The 18,210-nt window shown below is 70.8% G+C and carries 17 protein-coding genes and 1 riboswitch; of the genes, 9 read left to right on the top strand and 8 right to left on the bottom strand.

Translation table 11 applies throughout. The features are described from left to right. Positions 1-30: 30 nt before the first annotated feature. Genes cobT through cobS form a run of 3 tightly spaced genes read left to right on the top strand, consistent with a single transcriptional unit; the run spans position 31 to position 2,320 of the window. Positions 31-1,044, top strand: coding sequence for a nicotinate-nucleotide--dimethylbenzimidazole phosphoribosyltransferase (gene cobT, locus U1872_RS12950; RefSeq protein WP_332793630.1), 1,014 nt, complete (start codon positions 31-33; stop codon positions 1,042-1,044). Further along, positions 1,041-1,610, top strand: coding sequence for a histidine phosphatase family protein (locus tag U1872_RS12945; protein ID WP_332793309.1), 570 nt, complete (start codon positions 1,041-1,043; stop codon positions 1,608-1,610). Before cobT ends, U1872_RS12945 begins: the two co-directional genes overlap by 4 nt. Next, complete coding sequence (gene cobS, locus U1872_RS12940; protein ID WP_332793308.1) at positions 1,607-2,320, top strand: adenosylcobinamide-GDP ribazoletransferase; 714 nt, start codon at positions 1,607-1,609, stop codon at positions 2,318-2,320. The genes U1872_RS12945 and cobS overlap by 4 nt, the downstream gene beginning before the upstream one ends. On the opposite strand, the gene U1872_RS12935 is transcribed toward cobS, so the two are convergent. From U1872_RS12935 to U1872_RS12925, 3 genes are read right to left on the bottom strand one after another with little or no spacing between them, the layout of a single operon-like run. Then, complete coding sequence (locus U1872_RS12935; protein WP_332793307.1) at positions 2,285-3,757, bottom strand: cobyric acid synthase; 1,473 nt, start codon at positions 3,755-3,757, stop codon at positions 2,285-2,287. The two genes, cobS and U1872_RS12935, sit on opposite strands and share 36 nt — an antisense overlap. Further along, positions 3,745-4,683, bottom strand: a complete 939-nt coding sequence (gene cbiB, locus U1872_RS12930; protein WP_332793306.1) for an adenosylcobinamide-phosphate synthase CbiB — start codon at positions 4,681-4,683, stop codon at positions 3,745-3,747. The genes U1872_RS12935 and cbiB overlap by 13 nt, the downstream gene beginning before the upstream one ends. Further along, positions 4,676-5,686: a threonine-phosphate decarboxylase gene (locus U1872_RS12925; protein WP_332793305.1), complete on the bottom strand. Its 1,011-nt coding sequence runs from the start codon at positions 5,684-5,686 to the stop codon at positions 4,676-4,678. The genes cbiB and U1872_RS12925 overlap by 8 nt, the downstream gene beginning before the upstream one ends. Before the next feature lie 45 nt (positions 5,687-5,731). On the opposite strand from U1872_RS12925, the gene cobU reads away from it, so the two are divergent. Further along, positions 5,732-6,253 carry a bifunctional adenosylcobinamide kinase/adenosylcobinamide-phosphate guanylyltransferase gene (gene cobU, locus U1872_RS12920; RefSeq protein ID WP_332793304.1) on the top strand — a complete coding sequence of 174 codons (522 nt, stop codon included), beginning with the start codon at positions 5,732-5,734 and terminating at the stop codon, positions 6,251-6,253. 13 nt (positions 6,254-6,266) lie between these two features. Here the strand turns inward: cobU and U1872_RS12915 are convergent, their stop codons facing one another. Further along, on the bottom strand, positions 6,267-9,134 hold the full coding sequence (locus U1872_RS12915; RefSeq protein WP_332793303.1) for a GAF domain-containing hybrid sensor histidine kinase/response regulator: 2,868 nt from the start codon (positions 9,132-9,134) through the stop codon (positions 6,267-6,269). A gap of 7 nt (positions 9,135-9,141) precedes the next feature. After that, positions 9,142-10,617, bottom strand: a complete 1,476-nt coding sequence (locus U1872_RS12910) for an ATPase domain-containing protein (RefSeq protein WP_332793302.1) — start codon at positions 10,615-10,617, stop codon at positions 9,142-9,144. Positions 10,618-10,784: 167 nt separating this feature from the next. Continuing rightward, a riboswitch (cobalamin riboswitch) is annotated at positions 10,785-11,017 on the top strand. Between the two features lie 183 nt (positions 11,018-11,200). Between U1872_RS12910 and U1872_RS12905 the strand changes: the two genes are divergently transcribed. Further along, the gene (locus U1872_RS12905) at positions 11,201-13,141 is read left to right on the top strand and encodes a TonB-dependent receptor plug domain-containing protein (RefSeq protein WP_332793301.1); all 1,941 of its coding nucleotides are present in this window, start codon (positions 11,201-11,203) and stop codon (positions 13,139-13,141) included. A 12-nt stretch (positions 13,142-13,153) separates the two neighbouring features. Here the strand turns inward: U1872_RS12905 and U1872_RS12900 are convergent, their stop codons facing one another. Next, the gene (locus U1872_RS12900; RefSeq protein WP_332793300.1) at positions 13,154-14,014 is read right to left on the bottom strand and encodes an ABC transporter substrate-binding protein; all 861 of its coding nucleotides are present in this window, start codon (positions 14,012-14,014) and stop codon (positions 13,154-13,156) included. Between the two features lie 99 nt (positions 14,015-14,113). Between U1872_RS12900 and U1872_RS12895 the strand changes: the two genes are divergently transcribed. Next, complete coding sequence (locus U1872_RS12895; RefSeq protein WP_332793299.1) at positions 14,114-15,121, top strand: FecCD family ABC transporter permease; 1,008 nt, start codon at positions 14,114-14,116, stop codon at positions 15,119-15,121. Continuing rightward, a complete protein-coding gene (locus U1872_RS12890; protein WP_332793298.1) occupies positions 15,115-15,909 on the top strand; it encodes an ABC transporter ATP-binding protein in 795 nt (264 codons plus the stop codon). Before U1872_RS12895 ends, U1872_RS12890 begins: the two co-directional genes overlap by 7 nt. Positions 15,910-15,915: 6 nt before the next feature. On the opposite strand, the gene U1872_RS12885 is transcribed toward U1872_RS12890, so the two are convergent. Together U1872_RS12885 and U1872_RS12880 are read right to left on the bottom strand one after the other, a co-directional pair. Continuing rightward, positions 15,916-16,155, bottom strand: a complete 240-nt coding sequence (locus U1872_RS12885; RefSeq protein ID WP_332793297.1) for a hypothetical protein — start codon at positions 16,153-16,155, stop codon at positions 15,916-15,918. Positions 16,156-16,253: 98 nt separating this feature from the next. After that, entirely contained in the window at positions 16,254-16,751 is a 498-nt protein-coding gene (locus U1872_RS12880; RefSeq protein ID WP_332793296.1) for a DUF6456 domain-containing protein, read from the bottom strand. A 90-nt stretch (positions 16,752-16,841) separates the two neighbouring features. Between U1872_RS12880 and U1872_RS12875 the strand changes: the two genes are divergently transcribed. Together U1872_RS12875 and U1872_RS12870 are read left to right on the top strand one after the other, a co-directional pair. Further along, entirely contained in the window at positions 16,842-17,423 is a 582-nt protein-coding gene (locus U1872_RS12875) for a helix-turn-helix domain-containing protein (RefSeq protein ID WP_332793295.1), read from the top strand. Beyond that, positions 17,420-18,208 carry a glutaminyl-peptide cyclotransferase gene (locus tag U1872_RS12870; RefSeq protein WP_332793294.1) on the top strand — a complete coding sequence of 263 codons (789 nt, stop codon included), beginning with the start codon at positions 17,420-17,422 and terminating at the stop codon, positions 18,206-18,208. The genes U1872_RS12875 and U1872_RS12870 overlap by 4 nt, the downstream gene beginning before the upstream one ends. The last annotated feature ends 2 nt before the right edge of the window (positions 18,209-18,210 follow it).

Raw genomic sequence — 18,210 nt, 5'->3', positions numbered from 1 at the left:
TTCAGTGCCGACCAGCAGCGCCACCGCGGCATGAGCGGCTTCGCCTCGGTCGCCGCGTTCGAAGCGGCGCTGACCGTGCTCCGCGCGCCCGATGCGCGCGCGACGGCGGCAGCGCGCGCGCGCCAGGCGCAATTGACCAAGCCGCCGGGCTCGCTCGGCCGGCTCGAGGATATCGCGATCTTCATGGCGGGGTGGCAGGGCCGCGAACGTCCGCGCATCGACCATGGCCGCGTCGCGATATTCGCCGGCAATCACGGCGTCACCGCGCGCGGGGTGAGTGCCTTCCCGGCAGCCGTCACCGCCGAGATGGTCGCCAATTTCCGCCGTGGCGGCGCGGCGATCAACGCGCTGTCGGCCGCGGCCGGGCTCGAGCTGGTCGTCGTGCCGCTCGCGCTCGATCGGCCGACCGAAGACTTCACCTGCGCCGCGGCGATGACCGAGACGGAATGCCTCGACGCGATCAACGCCGGCGCGGCGGTGGTCGAGCGCGGGATCGACCTGCTCGTGCTCGGCGAGATGGGGATCGGCAATTCGACCACCGCGGCGGCGCTGTGCGCGCGCAGCTTTGGCGGCAGTGCTGAGGCGTGGGTCGGGCCCGGCACCGGTGTCGACGCCGCGGGTCTCGCGCGCAAGGTCGCCGCGGTCGAGGCCGCGATCGCCTTCCATGCCGATGCCGCGCACACCCCGTTCGAGACGCTGCGCCGTGTCGGCGGACGCGAGATCGCGGCGATCGCGGGCGCGGTCGTTGCGGCGCGGGTGGCCGGGGTGGTGGTGGTGCTCGACGGCTTTATCTGCAGCGCGGCGATCGCGCCGATCGCGGCGCAGCATCCCGGCATCGTCGACCATATCCTCGCCGGGCATTGCTCGGCCGAGCCGGGGCACGCGCGGCTGCTGGCGGCGCTGCGGCTGACGCCGTTGCTGACGCTCGGGCTGCGGCTCGGCGAGGGCAGCGGCGCGGCGCTGGCGGCGGGCGTGATCCGCGCCGCACTCGCCGCGCACGACCAGATGGCGACGTTCGGCGAAGCCGGCGTCTCGACCGGATGAGCGCGCCGGTGCTGCTCCATCTGCTGCGCCACGGTGCGCCGCTGCACACCGGCACTTTGCTCGGGCGGACCGACAGCCCAGTGACCGCGGCGGGGCTCGCCGCCTGTGTCGCGCGGGCGGAGGGCCTTGCGGTCGATGCGGTGATCGCCTCCGACCTGATCCGCGCGAGCGCCTGCGCCGACGCGATCGCGCGCGCGCGCGGGCTCTCCGCGGCGCGCGATCCGCGCTGGCGGGAGCTCGATTTCGGCGCGTGGGACGGGCTTGCGCCGGCGTCGCTCGATCAAGCCGCGCTCGGCGCCTTCTGGGACGATCCCGACGCCAATCCGCCGCCCGACGGCGAACGCTGGTCGAGCCTCGTCGCGCGCGTCGCCACGGCCTGTGCGGCGATCACCGCGCCGACGCTGGTGGTGACGCATGGCGGCGCGATGCGCGCGGCGCTCAGCGTGCTGTGCGGGCTCGGCCCGCGGGAGAGCTGGGCGCTCGACCTGCCCTATGCCGCGCTGCTCAGCCTGCGCGTGTGGCGCGCGCCGGCGCCGAGCGCGCAGATCGTCGGGCTGGTGACATGAAGCGGTTGCTCGTCGCCTTCGCGTTCCTCACGCGGCTGCCGCTGCCGCGCGTGTCGGGCGACGCCGCCGATTTCGCCGCGGCGATCCGCTACTATCCGATCGTCGGGCTGGTAATCGGGGCGATCGTCGCGGGCGCCGGCTGGACGGGCGGGCTGATCGACCCGTGGATCGGCGCACTCGCCGCCTTGCTCTCGTGGGTCGCGATCACTGGCGCGCTGCACCTCGACGGGCTTGCCGACCTCGCCGACGGGCTCGGCGCGGCGCACCGCGAGCGTGCGCGACTGCTCGCGGTGATGGCCGATCCGCATGTCGGCAGCTTCGGCGTGGTGGCGATCGTGCTGCAGCTGCTCGCCAAGCTGGTGCTGCTCCATGCGGTCGGGACGCTGGGCTGGGGACTACTGGTGCTCGTCCCCTTCGCGGCGCGGATCGGCCCGCTCGGCTGGGCGCGCTGGTTGCCGCCGCTGCGCGACGGGCTCGGCGCGCGGGTCGCCGCAGCGGTGCGGGCGCGTGATCTGATCGGCTGGGCGCTGGTGCTGGGCGGCGCGGCGGTGGTGCTGCACGCGCTGGTCGCGGCGCCGCTGGCGATCGCGGCGTTCGGGCTGTGGCTGCGGCGGCGGATCGGCGGGATCACCGGCGATTGCCACGGAGCCGGGATCGAGCTGGTCGAGACCGCCTTACTCCTCGCGATCGTCGCCGCGGGCCGTCTCTGACAAAGCGAGGATCGCGTCGATGTCGACGTGCCGCTCGAGCGTCGCGGCGATCGCATCGAGTGCGGTGTCGATCGACGCGCGATGGTCGGGCCCCTGCCCCATGCCGCCGATCCGCGCCAGCCATGCGCCGCGCTGCCGCGCATCGCCGAGCAGGCCGTGGACATAGCTGCCCGTCACCAGGCCATCGGCGCTGACCGCGCCCTGCGCGCGCCCGTCGGCGAAGTGGCCCGCCGGGCGCAGCGTATCGGGACCGGTGGTGGCGCCCATGTGGATCTCGTAGCCGTCGAATGGGGCGCCCGCTGCGGTCCCGCTGACCGCGCTGACCGTCTTGGCGCCGGTCATCACCGTCGCGACGTCGAGCAGGCCGAGCCCGGCGACGCTGCTCGCCGGCCCCTCAATGCCGTCGGGATCGGCGATCGTGCGGCCGAGCATCTGGTAGCCGCCGCACAGCCCGAGCACCGGCCGCCCGCGGCGATGGTGCGCGCGAATGTCGATGTCCCACCCCTGCGCGCGCAGGAAAGCGAGATCGGCGATCGTCGCCTTCGATCCGGCGAGGATGATCAGCGCGGCATCGGGGATCGGCGTGCCCGGCGGGACCATCACCAGATCGATATCGGGTTCGAGCCGCAACGGATCGAGATCGTCGAAATTGGCGATCCGCGCGGTGATCGGGCAGGCGACGACGATCCGCCCGGCGCCGGCCGCGGGCGCGCGTTCGAGGACCACCGCATCCTCGCTCGGGAGGCGCGCGGCCTCGGGCAGCCAAGGGATCACGCCATAGCCGCGCCAGCCGCTATGTGCCTCGATCGCGCGATAGCCGTCGTCGAACAAGGCGGGATCGCCGCGAAACTTGTTGACGAGAAAGCCGTGGATCATCGCCGCATCGGCCGGATCGATCACCGCGCGCGTGCCGACGAGCGAGGCGATCACGCCGCCGCGATCGATGTCGCCGACGAGCAATACGGGCACCCCGGCTGCACGCGCGAAGCCCATGTTGGCGATGTCACCGCCGCGCAGGTTGATCTCGGCCGGGCTGCCCGCGCCTTCGATCACGACGATATCGGCCTGTGCGCGCAGCGTCTGGTAGCTGGCGAGCACCTCGCTCAGCAGCCCGGCGCGCCCCTCGCGCCAGTTCGCCGCCGCCAGCGTACCGCGCACCTGCCCGCGCACCACGAGTTGCGAGGTGCGGTCGCCCTGCGGCTTGAGCAGCACCGGGTTCATGTCGACATGCGGCGCGACGCGCGCGGCGAAGGCCTGCGTCGCCTGCGCGCGACCGATCTCGCCGCCGTCGGCGGTGACCGCGGCATTGTTCGACATGTTCTGCGGCTTGAACGGGCGCACGCTGAGCCCGCGATTGGCGAAGGCGCGGCACAGGCCGGCGACCAGCACCGACTTGCCGACGTCCGACCCGGTGCCCTGCAGCATCACAGCGCCCATGCGATTCCTCCCGCCACGATCCACAGCACAGCGCAGCCACGACGATAGACCGACAAGGCGCGCCGCACGTCGGCCGCGCTCGCGTCCGCACGCCCGTCGCCGATCCACGGCTTGGCCTGCACCACCCCGTCATAACCGATTGGCCCGGCCAGCCGCAGCCCGAGCACGCCCGCCATCGCCGCCTCGGGCCAGCCGGCATTGGGCGAGGCATGCTTCCCCGCATCGCGCCACAGCGTCGCCCAGCCGCCGCCACCGACCAGGCACAGCAGCAGCCCGGAGATCCGCGCGGGCACGAGATTGGCGAGATCGTCGGTGCGCGCCGCGGCCCAGCCGAACATCGCCCAGCGCGGCTCGCGGTGGCCGATCAGGCTGTCGGCGGTGTTGATCGCCTTATAGGCCCACAAACCGGGCAGGCCGAGCAGCAGCAGCCAGAAGAGCGGCGCGACGACGCCGTCGCACCAACTTTCGGCGAGGCTCTCGATCGCCGCGCGCGCGACACCGGCTTCGTCGAGCGTGGCGGTGTCGCGCCCGACGATCTGCGCGACGGCAGTGCGCGCGGCGGGCAGGTCGCCACGCTCGAGCGCCAGCGCGACCGGGCGGACATGATCGTCGAGGCTGCGCTGCGCGAGCCCGGGCCAGGCGAGCAACGCCAGCGCCACCCACGCAGCGCCGCCGAGCGCCGCGCGCGCCGCCAGCACGAGCAGCCAGGCGCCGCCGCCGGCAATCGCGACGACGATCAGCAGCGTCGCCACCCCCGCGATCCGGCGCCGTACCGCCGAGCCCGCGGGGTCGTTCCAGCGCCGCTCGCACGCATCGATCACTCGCGCGAACAGGCCGACCGGATGGCCGACTCTGGCATAGAGCGCGGCCGGCCAGCCGAAACCCGCATCGAGCGCCAGCGCGGCGAGCGCGATCGGTTCACCCATCGCCGAGCGCCAAATTCAGCCTCGCGAGCTGTGCCGGATCGCGCGGCACGCCGAGCCGCAGCCAGCGCGGCGCATAGGCGAACGGCCGCGTGAGGATGCCCGCTTGCGCCAGCCACTCGAACAGCGGCGCGGCGGCTTCGCTTTCGACCAGCCGGAACAACGGGCACGCCCCGCGCGGGATCAAGCCGTGGCGGCGCAATACGATATCGAGCGCAGCGGCGGAGGCCACGAGATCCGTGCGGGTCTGCGACTGCCACGGCGTGTCGCGATAGGCTGCAAGGCCGATCTCGATCGCCGCGGCGGAGACCGGCCAGTCGCCGAGCCGCGCGCGCATCCGCGCCACCACCGCTTCGGGCCCACACAGGAAACCGAGCCGAACCCCGGCGAGGCCATAGAATTTGCCGAACGACCGCAACACCAGCACGCGATCGTCGGCGCGCAGCAGCGGCAGCACGCTCGCGTCGGGCACGGCATCGGCGAACGCCTCGTCGATCACCAGCCACCCGTCGCGCGCGCGGGCCAGCGCGAGCAGCGTCTGCGGCGCCACGATCCGCCCGTCGGGATTGTTGGGATTGGCGAGCAATGCCGTGCCCCACACGCTATCGCCCAGCGCGGATGCCGCGACCGGCGTCGCGTGCGGGAAGGCGGCGGCGTGGGTGCCATAGCTCGGCGCGACGACGCAGTGCGGCCCGGGCAAACCCAGCGTGTCGAGCAGGCGCAAGCCGATTTCGCTCCCCGGCAAAGCGGATATCGCGCCGGCGCGCATCCCGAACGCCAGCGCTGCAGCCGCTTCGAGTTCGGCCAGCCGGGCGGGCGACGGCAACGCCTGGGGATCAGACGGCGCGATCCCGGCGAGCGGATAGCCGCGCGGATTGATCCCGGTCGAGAGATCGATCCACGGGCGTGGCGCGGCCGGATAGCGCAGCATCGCAACGTCGATGCGGCCGCCATGGGTGGTCAGCGCGCTGACGGAAGGCTCGACATGCGGCATCGCGCTTGCCATCGCCAATCCGCCTGCGCTGTGCAAGCCGCGATAAGGAGTTGCGCGATGTCCACCATCACGACGAGCCTGCTGGTGCTGGGCGGCGCGCGCTCGGGCAAGAGCCGCCACGCGCAGGCGATGGCCGAGGCGACCGGCGGCGACCTCGTCTATGTCGCGACCGCGCAGGCGTTCGACGGCGAGATGACCGAGCGCATCGCGCGCCACCGCGCCGATCGCGATTCGCGCTGGCGAACGATCGAGGCGCCGCTCGCGCTGCCCGAGGCGCTCGCCGCCGCCGATGCGCCGGGCGCGACGCTGCTGGTCGATTGCCTGACGCTGTGGGTGTCGAACCTGCTGCTCGCCGACGCCGATATCGACGCGGCGGGCAGCGCGCTGCTCGCGCAGATCGCCGCGGCGCGCGCGACGATCCTGCTCGTCTCGAACGAGGTCGGCTTCGGCATCGTGCCCGACAATGCGCTCGCCCGCGCCTTCCGCGATACCGCGGGGCTGCTCAACCAGCGCGTCGCGGCGAGTGTATCGCAGGTAGATCTGGTCGTCGCGGGGATCCCGCTGCGGATCAAGGGCTGACCGGGCGCGCTGCTCAGGTCTCGCCTTGCCCGATCAGCTCGCGGATCTTGGCGCCCATCGTCTCCATCGGGAACGGCTTGGTCAGGATGTGCATCCCGGCGTCGAGATGGCCGTTACCGATCACCGCATTCTCGGCATAGCCGGTGATGAACAGGATCTTGAGGTCGGGTCGGTGGACACGCGCGGCGTCGGCGAGCTGGCGACCGTTCATCCCCTTGGGCAGACCGACGTCGGTGATCAGCAGGTCGATCCGCGTCGTCGATTCGAGGATGGCGAGCCCCGATGGGCCATCGGCCGCCTCGAGATAGTTGCAGCCGATCTCGCCGAGCACGTCGGTCACGAGCATCCGCACCGCCGCCTCGTCGTCGACGACGAGGACGGTCTCGCCGCTCACCAGCGGCAGCGGCTCGACGCTCGGCGCGACCACCTCCTCTGTCGTATCGGCGCCGATCACGCGCGGGAAGTAGAGGCACATCGTCGTGCCCTGCCCGAGCTCGGAATAGATCCGCACCTGCCCGCCCGACTGCCGGACGAAACCGTAGATCATCGACAGGCCGAGCCCGGTGCCCTCGCCCAGCGGCTTGGTGGTGAAGAACGGATCGAACGCGCGCTCGATCGTCTCGGGCGACATGCCCGAGCCGGTATCGGTGACGCACAGCGAGACATATTGCCCCGGCGGCAGGCGCCGATCGGCCGCAGCCTTGGCGTCGAGCCATTTGTTCGCGGTCTCGACGGTGATCCGCCCACCGTCGGGCATCGCGTCGCGCGCATTGATGCACAGGTTGAGGAGCGCGTTTTCGAGCTGATTGGGATCGATCTGCGCGGTCCACAGCCCGCCGGCCTGGACCACTTCCAGCTCGATCGTCGGACCGACCGAACGGCGCAGCAGATCGTCCATGCTGACGATCAGCCGGTTGATGTTGGTCGGCCGCGGATCGAGCGTCTGGCGGCGCGAGAAAGCGAGCAGACGGTGCGTGAGCGCAGCCGCGCGCCGTGCGGCCTGCTGCGCCGCCTCGATATAGCGCTCGACATCGGCCGAGCGCCCCTGCCGGACGCGGACCTGCATCAGCTCGAGGCTGCCCGAGATCGCGGTCAGCAGATTGTTGAAATCGTGCGCGATGCCGCCGGTCAGCTGGCCGACCGCTTCCATCTTCTGCGCCTGACGCAACTGCTCCTGCGCGCCCTCGAGCTCGAGCCGCGCCTCCTTCTCGGGGGTGATGTGGCGGCCGCTGGCGTAGACGAGGCCGTCGCCGGCAGAGGCGACCCACGACACCCAGCGATAGCTGCCATCCTTGTGGCGCACCCGATTTTCGAACTGGCGCAGCGTGCCGCGCTGCGCGCGCAGATGCGCCGCCTCGCTCGCGTCGACGTCTTCGCCGTGGATGAACTCGATATGCTCGCGCCCGACCACCTCGCGCGGCGCCCAACCCAGTATCTCCGTCCACGCTGGATTGACCGCGCGGAAGCAGCCGTCGGCGTCGACCACGGCGAGCAGATCCTGCGAATTCTGCCACGTCCGGTCGCGCTCGCGGGTGCGCGCCGCGACTTCGCGTTCGAGCGATTCGGCAAGTGTGGCGAGTTCGGTCTCGGCGCGGCGCCGCTCGATCGCGGACTGCGTGCGGTTGGCGACGTCGCGGATGAAGGCGATGTCGTCGTCCGACCACGGGCGGACCGCCACATGATTGAGATAGAGCAAGGCGACGAAATGTCCGCCGTCGACGATCGGCATGTTGATGAAGGCGCGCGCCGAAATCGCCTCGAGCGCATCCGCGGTCGCGGCGGTGCGCGGGTCGCGCCGGACGTCGGCAATCGCGGTGAGCTCACCGCGCTTGAGATCCTCGATATAGCTGCCGTAATCGCGAAAGTGCAGCGTGCCGGCGAGGCTGTCGATCCCCGGCATGTTCCAGTCGCGCTTGACCGTGATCGTCTCGCGGACCGGATCGATCGTGCCGTAGCCGGCGCGGCTGACCCCCATCGTTTCGCCGAGAATCCGCGCGGCGAGAAACGACATCCGGTCGGGATCGGTCATGTGCCGCAGCGCATCGCCCAGCTCGAGCAAGGCGCGCTGGCGGATCTCGTCGTTGCGCCGCTCGCTGATCTCGTGCGAGACGCCGACCAGCCGGCGGATCGCGCCCTTGCGATCGCGTTCGGCGCGGCCGGTGAACTGGATCCAGTGCAGCGAGCCGTCGGGCCAGATGCAGCGATGCTCGATGTCGAAATCGCCACCGGTCTCGATCGAATGCGCGATCGCGCGTTCCACCGGGTCGCGATCCTGCGGATGGATCGTCGCGATCAGATCGGCATAGTCGAACGCGGCATCCTGCGGGCGACCGAACTGCGCCTTGCATTCGGGCGCGGCAGTCAGCGTCAGGGCGGGCGCGTCGATCGCCCAGGTGCCCAGCCCACCCGCCGCCAGGGCCAGCTTGAGGCTCGCCTGGCCGTCGCGAATTTCCTCTAGTCGTGCGCGCGCCTGATATTGCCGCAGCCGTGCGCGCAGCGCTGCCTTGGCGAGGCTGACCAACGTCGTCGGATGGAACGGCCGTTCGAGGAAGGTGACGTTGCCGAGCGTCTCGAGCAGCCGCACCGCACCGGGATTGCGCTCGAGCCCGCCACCGCGCTCGGTCAACAGGATGAACGGAAAGTCCGACCATTCCTCCTGGGTGCCGAGGAAGCCCGCCAGATCGCGCAGGTCGCCGCCGCGCAACGCTTCTTCGGTGATGATCGCAAAACCCGCGCCGCGGCGCAGCGCTGCCGCCAAGGCGATCAGGTCGGGCACCGTCTCGGCGACGAGGCCGGCCTCCGCCAGCATCGCCGTGGCGACCGAACCGTCGCGTCCACGTGGTGCGAGCACCACGGCACCTTCTGCAAACGTGCGGTTCAACGGTCGATCACGCCTTCGGTTCTAGCAGCCCTTCACCATCCCCCAACACCATCGGTACGCCGCGCAACACGCCCTGAAACCCGACCAACGGATCACCCAGCGTGATCCCGCGGTCGCCAATCATGAATTCGCGGATCGTGTCCTCGTGGGGGCCGGTCCGCTTCTTAACGACCGAGATCGCCCTTCGGACCCGCCCCTGCGCCTCGAAATATCGCAGAAGTATCACCGTATCCGCAAGATAGGTGACATCGACGGGCGACTTCATATCGCCCACCAGCCCATGCTGTGCGACCGTCAGGAACGTCATCACGCCCTGCCGGTTCAGATATTGCAGCAGTTCGTGCATGTGCAGGATCAGCGCCTGCTCCTCGGGCATCGCCGCCTGATAGCCGTTGAGGCTGTCGACCACGACGGTCCGCGCCTGGCGCTGCTCGACGCTGACCCGGACGCGCTCGGAAAATTCGCCGGGGGTCAGCTCGGCCGCGTCGATCTGCTCGATCACGAGCTGCCCGGTGTCGACCATCGCGGCGAGATCGATGCCGAGCCCGCGGGCGCGCTCGAACAAGAGCCCCAGTTCCTCGTCGAACACGAACATCGCGGCACGCTCGCCGCGCGCGATCGCCGACTGGACGAAGCTCAGCGTCAGCAGCGATTTTCCGGTGCCCGCCGGCCCCAGGATCAGCGTACTGGCGCCGCGCTCGAAACCGCCGCCGACCAGCGCGTTGAACTCGGGATTGTCGAGCGGGATGCGCTCGCGCGCGAACGCGGCCTTATGTTCGGCCGACACCAGCCGCGGGAAGACGCGGACCCCGCCGGTGTCGATCACGAAATCGTGATAGCCGCCGCGATATTTGCGCCCGCGATATTTGAGCACGCGCATCCGCCGCCGTTCGGCGCCGTAGGTGGGCGAGAGTTCCTCGAGCCGGATCACCGCATGCGCGACGCTGTGGACGGTCTTGTCCATCACGTCGGCGGTGAGATCGTCAAGCATCAGCACGGTCGAATCGTGGCGCGAGAAATAATGTTTGAGCGCGAGGATCTGCCGGCGATAGCGCAGCGAGCTTTGCGCCAGCAGGCGGATTTCCGACAGCGAGTCGAGCACCACGCGCGCCGGCTTGATCCGCTCGAACGCCTCGAAGATGCGCTTGGTGGTCTCGCCGAGCTCGAGATCGGACGAATAGAGCAGGCTCTGCTGCTGGTCGTCGTCGAGCAGGCTTTCGGGCGGGACGAGCTCGAACACGTCGAGTTCGGGCGGGAAATGCCAGCCGTGCGACGCCGCGCCGTCGCGCAATTCTTCCTCGGTCTCGGACAGCGTGATGTAAAGCACACGCTCGCCGGCGGCGACGCCGGCCATCAGGAACTGGCTCGCGATCGTCGTCTTGCCGGTGCCGGGCGCCCCTTCGACCAGGAACAGACGCCCGCGAGCGAGGCCACCCGCGAGGATCTCGTCGAGGCCCGACACCCCGGTCACGCAATTGCTCATTCGTTCTCGCCACAGAGTGCTTCTCTGTAGCACTATGCCCAACTTTAGCATTCGACATTGATTGAAATCAAGCCGGTCCGGTCCGGCGGGCGGCGCCACGCGACATTGCGATTGGCGCGCATGGCGTTTGCGCGTATGGGCGAGCGTGAACGGTGCGACCGCGGTCGCGCCGCTCAGATCGCGTCGGTGCCCCGCAAGGGGCTTAAAACGGGAATGTGGTGCGGATGGCTTCGGCCCCCTACTCCACAGCTGTCCCTGCAACTGTAAGCGGCGAGCGCGGTGCACGGGTCCGGAAGCGCTCCGGACGGCCACTGGGCGATGCGAAAGCGCATCGGCTGGGAAGGCGTGCAGCAAGCCTTGACCCGTGAGCCAGGAGACCTGCCGGCGTGGTGTCGCTCTTGTCGTGGTCCAGGAACAGGCCAAGGCACGGTCCTCCGTCTGAGCGACGAATCCTGCGGCGGGGGCCGTTGCGGTTGCGTGGCTGAACGGGTGCCTCGGCGTCCGCCCGTCGTTGCTCGACCGCTCGCCGAGACCGGCACCTGCCCCGGCCGCGTCTGTCGCGCGACGCCCCGGGGGTACTGCCATGACCAAGTCTTTCGTCTCCATTCTGGCGCTGATCGCCGCGACGCCCGCGCTCGCGCAGAGCAATCCGACGCTCGCCACCACCGACGACAGCGGCGACGCGATCATCGTCACCGCCTCGCGCTCGGGCGACGGCATCGCGGTCAAGGATCTCGGCGCCTCGGTCACCGTGCTCGACGATGCCGCGCTCGAGCAGCGCCAGACGCGGATCGTGTCCGACGTGCTGCGCGACGTGCCCGGCCTCGCGGTCAGCCGCGTCGGCGGCGTCGGCGGCTTCACCCAGGTCCGCGTGCGCGGGTCGGAGAGCAACCACGTGCTGGTACTGATCGACGGGATCAAGGCGTCCGACCCCTATTTCGGCGAATATGATTTCGGCACGTTGATCGCCGACGAGGCCGCCCGGATCGAGGTGCTGCGCGGCCAGCAATCGTCGCTCTACGGCTCCGACGCGATCGGCGGGGTGATCCAGTACATCACGCTGACCGGCGCCGAAGCGCCCGGCATCACCGCGCGTGCCGAGGGCGGATCGTTCGGCACGGCTTCGGGCGGAGCGCGCGTCGCGGGCGTGGCGGGCGACCTCGATTATGCGGTGTCGGGCTCGCTCTACCGCACCGACGGCACGCCGACCGCGCGCGGCGGGACGCGCGACATCGGATCGACGAGCGCCGGCGCGAGCGCGAAGCTCACCTGGACGCCGTCGACCACCTTCAAGCTGACCGGCGTCGGTCGCTACAGCCATACCGACGGCTTGCTCAACGATACGCAGACCGATCCGGCGAGCCCGCTGTTCGGCACGATTGTCGACACGCCCGGCAACCGCTTCACCAACCGCGCCGTCTACGGCCTGGTCCGCGCCGAGCTCACGCTGGCCGACGGGCGCTGGACCAACGCGCTGTCGGGGCAGATCGCCGACACGACGCGCAAGGGCTACACCGCGGCAGGGTTCGACTCGGGCGACACCGGCCGCCGCTACAAGGGCACGTTCGAATCGAGCTTCCGCTTCGGCCCCGATTCCTTCCGAAGCCGCGTGACCGGCGCGGTCGATGTCGAGCGCGAGACCTTCCAGAATACCGCACCGATCACCGCCTTCGCCTTCAACGGCGAGCGCCACACCGACAATATCGGCCTGGTCGGGCAATATGACCTGCTGGTGCACGACCGGCTGTCGCTCGGCGCATCGATCCGGCGCGATCTCAACACGCGCTTCGAGGACGTCACGACGTGGCGCGCGCAGGGCAGCTACCGCTTCGACAGCGGCACGCGGATCCGCGCGGCATACGGCACCGGGGTCAAGAATCCGGGCTATTACGAGCTCTACGGCTATTCGGACGGCGTCTACATCGGCAACCCCAACCTCAAGCCCGAAAAGTCGAAGGGCTGGGAAGTCGGTGCCGAACAGAGCCTTGCCGGGACCAAGGCGACGGTCGGCGTGACCTATTTCGACAGCCGGCTGCAGGACGAGATCTTCACCACCTTTCCCGCGCCCGCTTTCGTCGCGACACCGGCCAACCGCACGACGCTGTCGCGCCAGCACGGCGTCGAGCTGTTCGTCGCGGCGACGCCGATCCCGCAGCTGCGCTTCGACCTGGCCTACACTTATCTGCATGCGCGCGAGAATGGCGCGGTCGAGGTGCGCCGGCCCAAGCATATCGCCAGCCTCAACACGACGGTGTTCAGCGCCGACCAGCGTTTCTCGACGACGCTGACGCTGCGCTACAACGGGCGGCAGACCGATGTCGCCTTTACCGACCCGAGCTTTGTCCCGGTGACGGTGTCGCTGCAGGAATATGTGCTGGTCAACCTCGCCGCCGAGTACAAGCTGAGCAAGACGGTCTCGGTCTATGGCCGGATCGAGAATCTGACCGACGAGCGCTATGAGGAGGTGTTCAGCTACGCCACCGCCGGGCGCGCCGGCTATGGCGGGGTCAAGGTGCGCTTCTGATGGTCGCGGCGCTCAGGGGCGGTTGCGGGGGCGGTCGCGGTGATCGATCGCGCGGATCTGCGCGGCGAGCAGCGCCACGCCGCGCGGATAGGCCGGGCCGCCGCACACCGTCATCGCCTGCGGAATGTAGAGGCGGCGCGCGGGCGGCACGGCGGCGTCGAGCACGGGATGCGTCAGCGCCGCCGTGCCGCGATCGGTCACCGGCTGCGTGCTCGCCTCGAGCACGAGGAAGTCGGGCCGCGCCAGCGCCATCTCCTCGAGCGACAGCTTCGACAAGGCCGGCCGCCCGAGCCGGCCGGCGAGATTGCGCAAGCCGACGCGGTGGAGCATTTCGTCGACCAGCGTGCCCGTGCCCGTCAGATAGCCCTCGCGCTGATAATAAGCCGCGACCCGCCCCCGCCCGGGCGGCGCCCCGATCGCGGCCAGATCGCGCCGCATCTGTGCGATCAGCCGGGTGCCGCGCTCGGGATGGCCGATCGCGGCGGCGAGCGTCGTGACCGAGCGCTCGATATCGGCGAGGCCGGTGCTGAACGGCAGGTCGACCGTCCCGACCTGGTATCCGGCATGCGCCGCCAGCGCCTGCTTGAGCCGCGGTGGCGCGTCGACGACGAGGTCCGGCCGTAGCGCGAGCACTTCCTCGACGCTGCGGTGCGTGAAGGGCAGGCTGCGCGCGGTCACCGCGACCGCCGACAGTTCGGGATCGCGCGCCCATTCGGTCAGCCCGGCGATCTGTCCGCGGTCGGCGAGCGCGACGAGCAACTGGTCGGCGCACATGTTGAGCGAAACGATCCGACGCGGGGCCGCCTGCGGGGGGGCCGCGCCGAGCAGGACGAACGCGCCCAACGCAACCAGCAGGACGGACCGTCGGCGCACCTCTGTTTTCCTTCGCTTTGCGGCGCGGTGCGGCTACCCCAGCGGCTCACCGCGCGCGACCCGTCGATGCGGGTCGCACCGCTCATGACGAGGACCGCCGTGCCGAAGCTTCCGCCCGCGCGCAATCCCGCATGGCTCGTCGCCGGGTTGCTCGCGCTCGTCCTGCTCATCGCGTTGGGCTCGCTGCTGGTCGGGCCAGCGCGCATTCCGCTCGCTTCCCTGTGGGCCGGGGCGACCGGGCATGGCGATCCGATCGTCCGCGCGATCCTGTTCGAGCTGCGCCTGCCGCGGCTGCTGCTCGGCCTGCTCGTCGGCGCGATGCTCGGCATGGGCGGCGGCGCGATGCAGGGCTATCTGCGCAACCCGCTCGCCGACCCCGGCGTGCTCGGCGTGTCGAGCGCGGCGGCGCTCGGCGCGGTGGTCGCGATCTACTGGCAATTGGCGCGTGTGCATCCGGTCGTGCTGCCGGTGCTGGCGATCGTCGCGGCGCTCGTCGCGTTGCTGCCCCTGGTGTGGCTGGCGCGGCGCGGCGAGAGTTCGCTCAGCCTGATCCTCGCCGGGGTCGCGGTGGCGACGCTAGCGGGCGCCGGGATCAGCCTCGCGCTCAATCTCGCGCCCAACCCGTTCGCGGCGATGGAGATCACCACCTGGCTGCTCGGCAGCCTCGAGGATCGCAGCTTCGCCGACGTCTGGATCGCGCTGCCGTGCGTCGCGATCGGCATGGCGCTGCTGCTGTGGGACGCGCGCGCGCTCGATGCGCTGTCGCTCGGCGAGGATGGCGCGAGCGCGCTCGGCGTCGATCTCGCGCGCGTCCGGCTGCGGCTGATGCTCGGCATCGCGATCGGCGTCGGCGGCGTGGTCGCGGTGTCGGGGAGCATCGGCTTCATCGGGCTGATCGTGCCGCATCTGGTGCGGCCGCATACCGACCGCAGCCCGTCGGCGGTGTTGCTGCCCGCCGCGCTCGCCGGCGCCGCCTTGCTGACGCTCGCCGATCTCGGCACGCGGCTGATCCCGACGGCGAGCCCGCTCAAGCTCGGCGTGCTGACCGCCTTTCTCGGCGTGCCGGTGTTCGTCCACCATCTCCTGCGCGAGCGCCGGCTGTGGTGACGCTCGCCACCGAAGCGTTGTCGGTGCGCCTCGGCGGGGTACGCGTGGTTACCGACGTCTCGGTGACGCTCGGTGGCGGCGCGCTGATCGGCGTGATCGGCCCCAACGGCGCGGGCAAATCGACGCTCGCGCGCGCCCTGCTCGGGCTGGTCGCGCATGAGGGGCGTGTGACGATCGACGGGGCGGACCGCGCGACGCTTTCGCGGGCAACCGTCGCGCGGACGATCGCCTATCTCCCGCAGAGCGACACGGTGCATTGGCCGCTCAGCGTCGCGCGGCTGGTCGGGCTTGGCCGCTTGCCGCATCTCGCGCCCTTCTCGCGGATCGGCGCGGCCGACCAGGCGGCGATCGACGCGGCGTTGCTCGCGACCGACACGACCCACCTGGCGCAGCGCATCGTCACCGAGCTGTCGGGCGGCGAGCGCGCGCGCGTGATGCTGGCGCGGGCACTGGCGACGGGCGCCCCAGCGCTGATCGCCGACGAGCCGCTGACCGCGCTCGACCCCGGCCATCAGCTCGAGATCATGGCGCTGCTGCAGGCCCAGGCCCGCGCCGGCGCGCTGATCGTCGCGGTGCTCCACGACCTGTCGCTCGCCGCGCGCTTCTGCCACCGGCTGCTGCTGCTCGACGGCGGGCGGCTGGTCGCCGACGGACCGCCCGACGCCGTGCTCAGCGACGCACGGCTCGCGACGGTTTATGGCATCCGGGCCTGGCGCGGCGCGGTCGATGGCGCGGCGCTGCTCGTCCCGCTCGACCGGCTGGCGGGCCCGCCGCGCCCGCGCGATTGAGCGGCTTCAGTCGAGCGGAAGACGCGCCGGCTGGGCCAGCGCGGTGGCGGCGAGATGCAGCGGAAACGGCGGTGCATCGCGCCCGGGGAACCGTTCGGCGAGCACCACCGCGACCAATTGCGTGCGGTACAGTTTTTCGAGATCCTCGTGCATCGCCCGAATCCGGTCGACCGTTGCGAGCGCAGCCAGCGCGAGTTGCGTTTCGATCTGGCTTTGGAGGTGCGCTGTAAGGCTCGATCGGTGCATGACCGTTCCTTGCCGCGCGGAGCCTTAGCGAAGCGTGCCTGATCAAGGTTAAGATGCGATAGGCGCTTGGAAGCGGATGCGGGGTGCGCGTGGGAGCGTCAGCGCAGCGCGTAATGATCGGCGAGCCGGTCGAGCGCGAGCGTCAGCACGACGCGCCCGGCGCGTTGCGGCCATTGCAGCGCCTTTTCTGCAGCGGGCAGGCCTTCGCCCGCGCACACCACCCGCCACAACACGTCGCGCAGACCGCCACCGACGGCGTCGAGCGCGGCGTCGAAGCGGCGCTTTGCCGAGATCTGCGCGAGGGTCGGATCGATCGCCGCCGCCGCGCCGCCGTCGACGCGCGCGCGCCACTGCATCGTCACACGCGGCGCGAGCGCGGCGCGCTCATAGTCGGCGCGCAAACGTTCGCCCGCCTCGAACTGGCGCGCATCGACCAGCCCGCGCGAACGCAGCCAGCCGAGCGGTGATTCGGCGAGATTGACCGTGACGGTGCGGCGCGCGCGACGCGGTGCCGGCCCCGACTTCGACCCCGCCTCCGATCCGGGCGCCGGCTCGATCCGCCCATCCACCATCTCGCGTTCGACCAGGTCGCGCATGCCATCTCTCCCGTGCTTGATACCCGAAAGGCGTTGCCACGGGCGCTGGTCTGTAGGACAGATAAAAACCGATATGGTTAGGAGCTGGTAATGATCACCGCGATTCGCGAAGTGCGCCGCGCGAAGGGGATGACGCTCGACGACGTCGCCCGCGCCTGCGTTCCACCGACCACCGCGCAGACGATCGGGCGGCTCGAGACGGGCACGCGTACCGTCTCGATCGGCTGGCTCAACCGTATCGCCGCGGCGCTCGGCGTGCAGGCGGCGGCGCTCGTCACCTTGCCCGATCGCAGCGACATCGCGGTCGCCGCCCTGCTCGATACGAGCGGCGCGCATGCCCCGCGCACCGCGGCGACGATCGTGCCGCCGACCGCAGCGCCCGAGCATGTCGCGGTGTCGGTGCAGGCCGGCGTCGGCGACTATCGTGCGGGCGACCAGATCTGGTGCACGCGGCTGGCACCCGATCGCTTCGCCAGCGCGCTCAACCGAGACGTGCTGGTGCCGCGCCCGGCTGGGCGCTTCCTGTTCGGGCGGCTGATCGGGCGTGAAAATCCGGCTGAGGCGGTGGGGGGCAAATTGCATCTCTTGCCGCTGGGCCCCGGCGCGCGCCAGCAGGTCGTCGCCGATCCCGCGTGGATCGCGACCGCGGTCACGCTGGTGCGCAGCCTGTGATCCGCACGCTCCTCGCCGCCGGTCTGCTCGCGCTCCAGGCGAGCGCCGCCCCCGCCCCTGATGCGGCGCCGCCCGTGGCAGCTCCGGTCGTCACGCAGGCGCAGATCGTGCGCACCTATCCGCATGACCCCAGCGCCTTCACCGAGGGCCTGCTGATCGACCGCGGCACGCTCTATGAAAGCACCGGGCGCGAAGGCCAGTCCGACATCCGCCGCGTCGAGCTCGCCACCGGGCGCGTGCTCGCGCGCGTCAAGCTCGCGCCAAGCCTGTTCGGCGAGGGGATCGTCGCGTGGAAGCAGCATCTGTTCAGCGTCACCTGGCATGGCGGGCAGGGCTTTCGCTGGACCCTGCCCGGGCTCCAGCGCGCCGGTGGCTTCCGCTATACCGGCGAAGGCTGGGCGATGACCGAGGATGGCCACAACCTCATCCTGTCCGACGGGACGCCGGTGCTGCGCTATCTCGACCCGGTGACGCAGAAGGTGGTGCGGCGGCTGCCCGTGACGCTGCGCGGCCGACCGCTCGAACGGCTCAACGAGATCGAATATGTCGACGGCGAGCTGCTCGCCAACATCTGGATGACGCCGTACATCGCGCGGATCAACCCGGCGAACGGCGTGGTGACCGGCGTGATCGACGTGTCGCCGCTGGTCGCGAAGGTGGCGCTGACCGATCCCGATTCGGTGCCCAACGGCATCGCCTATGATCGCGTCGCGCATAAGCTCTATGTCACGGGCAAGAACTGGCCGAGCCTGTTCGAGATCGCGCTGCCGCCGCGCGTGCGCTGATC

Source organism: Parasphingomonas frigoris (assembly GCF_036663815.1).
Classification (GTDB): Bacteria; Pseudomonadota; Alphaproteobacteria; order Sphingomonadales; family Sphingomonadaceae; genus Sphingomonas.
This window is presented reverse-complemented; position numbering and strand designations above follow the sequence as displayed.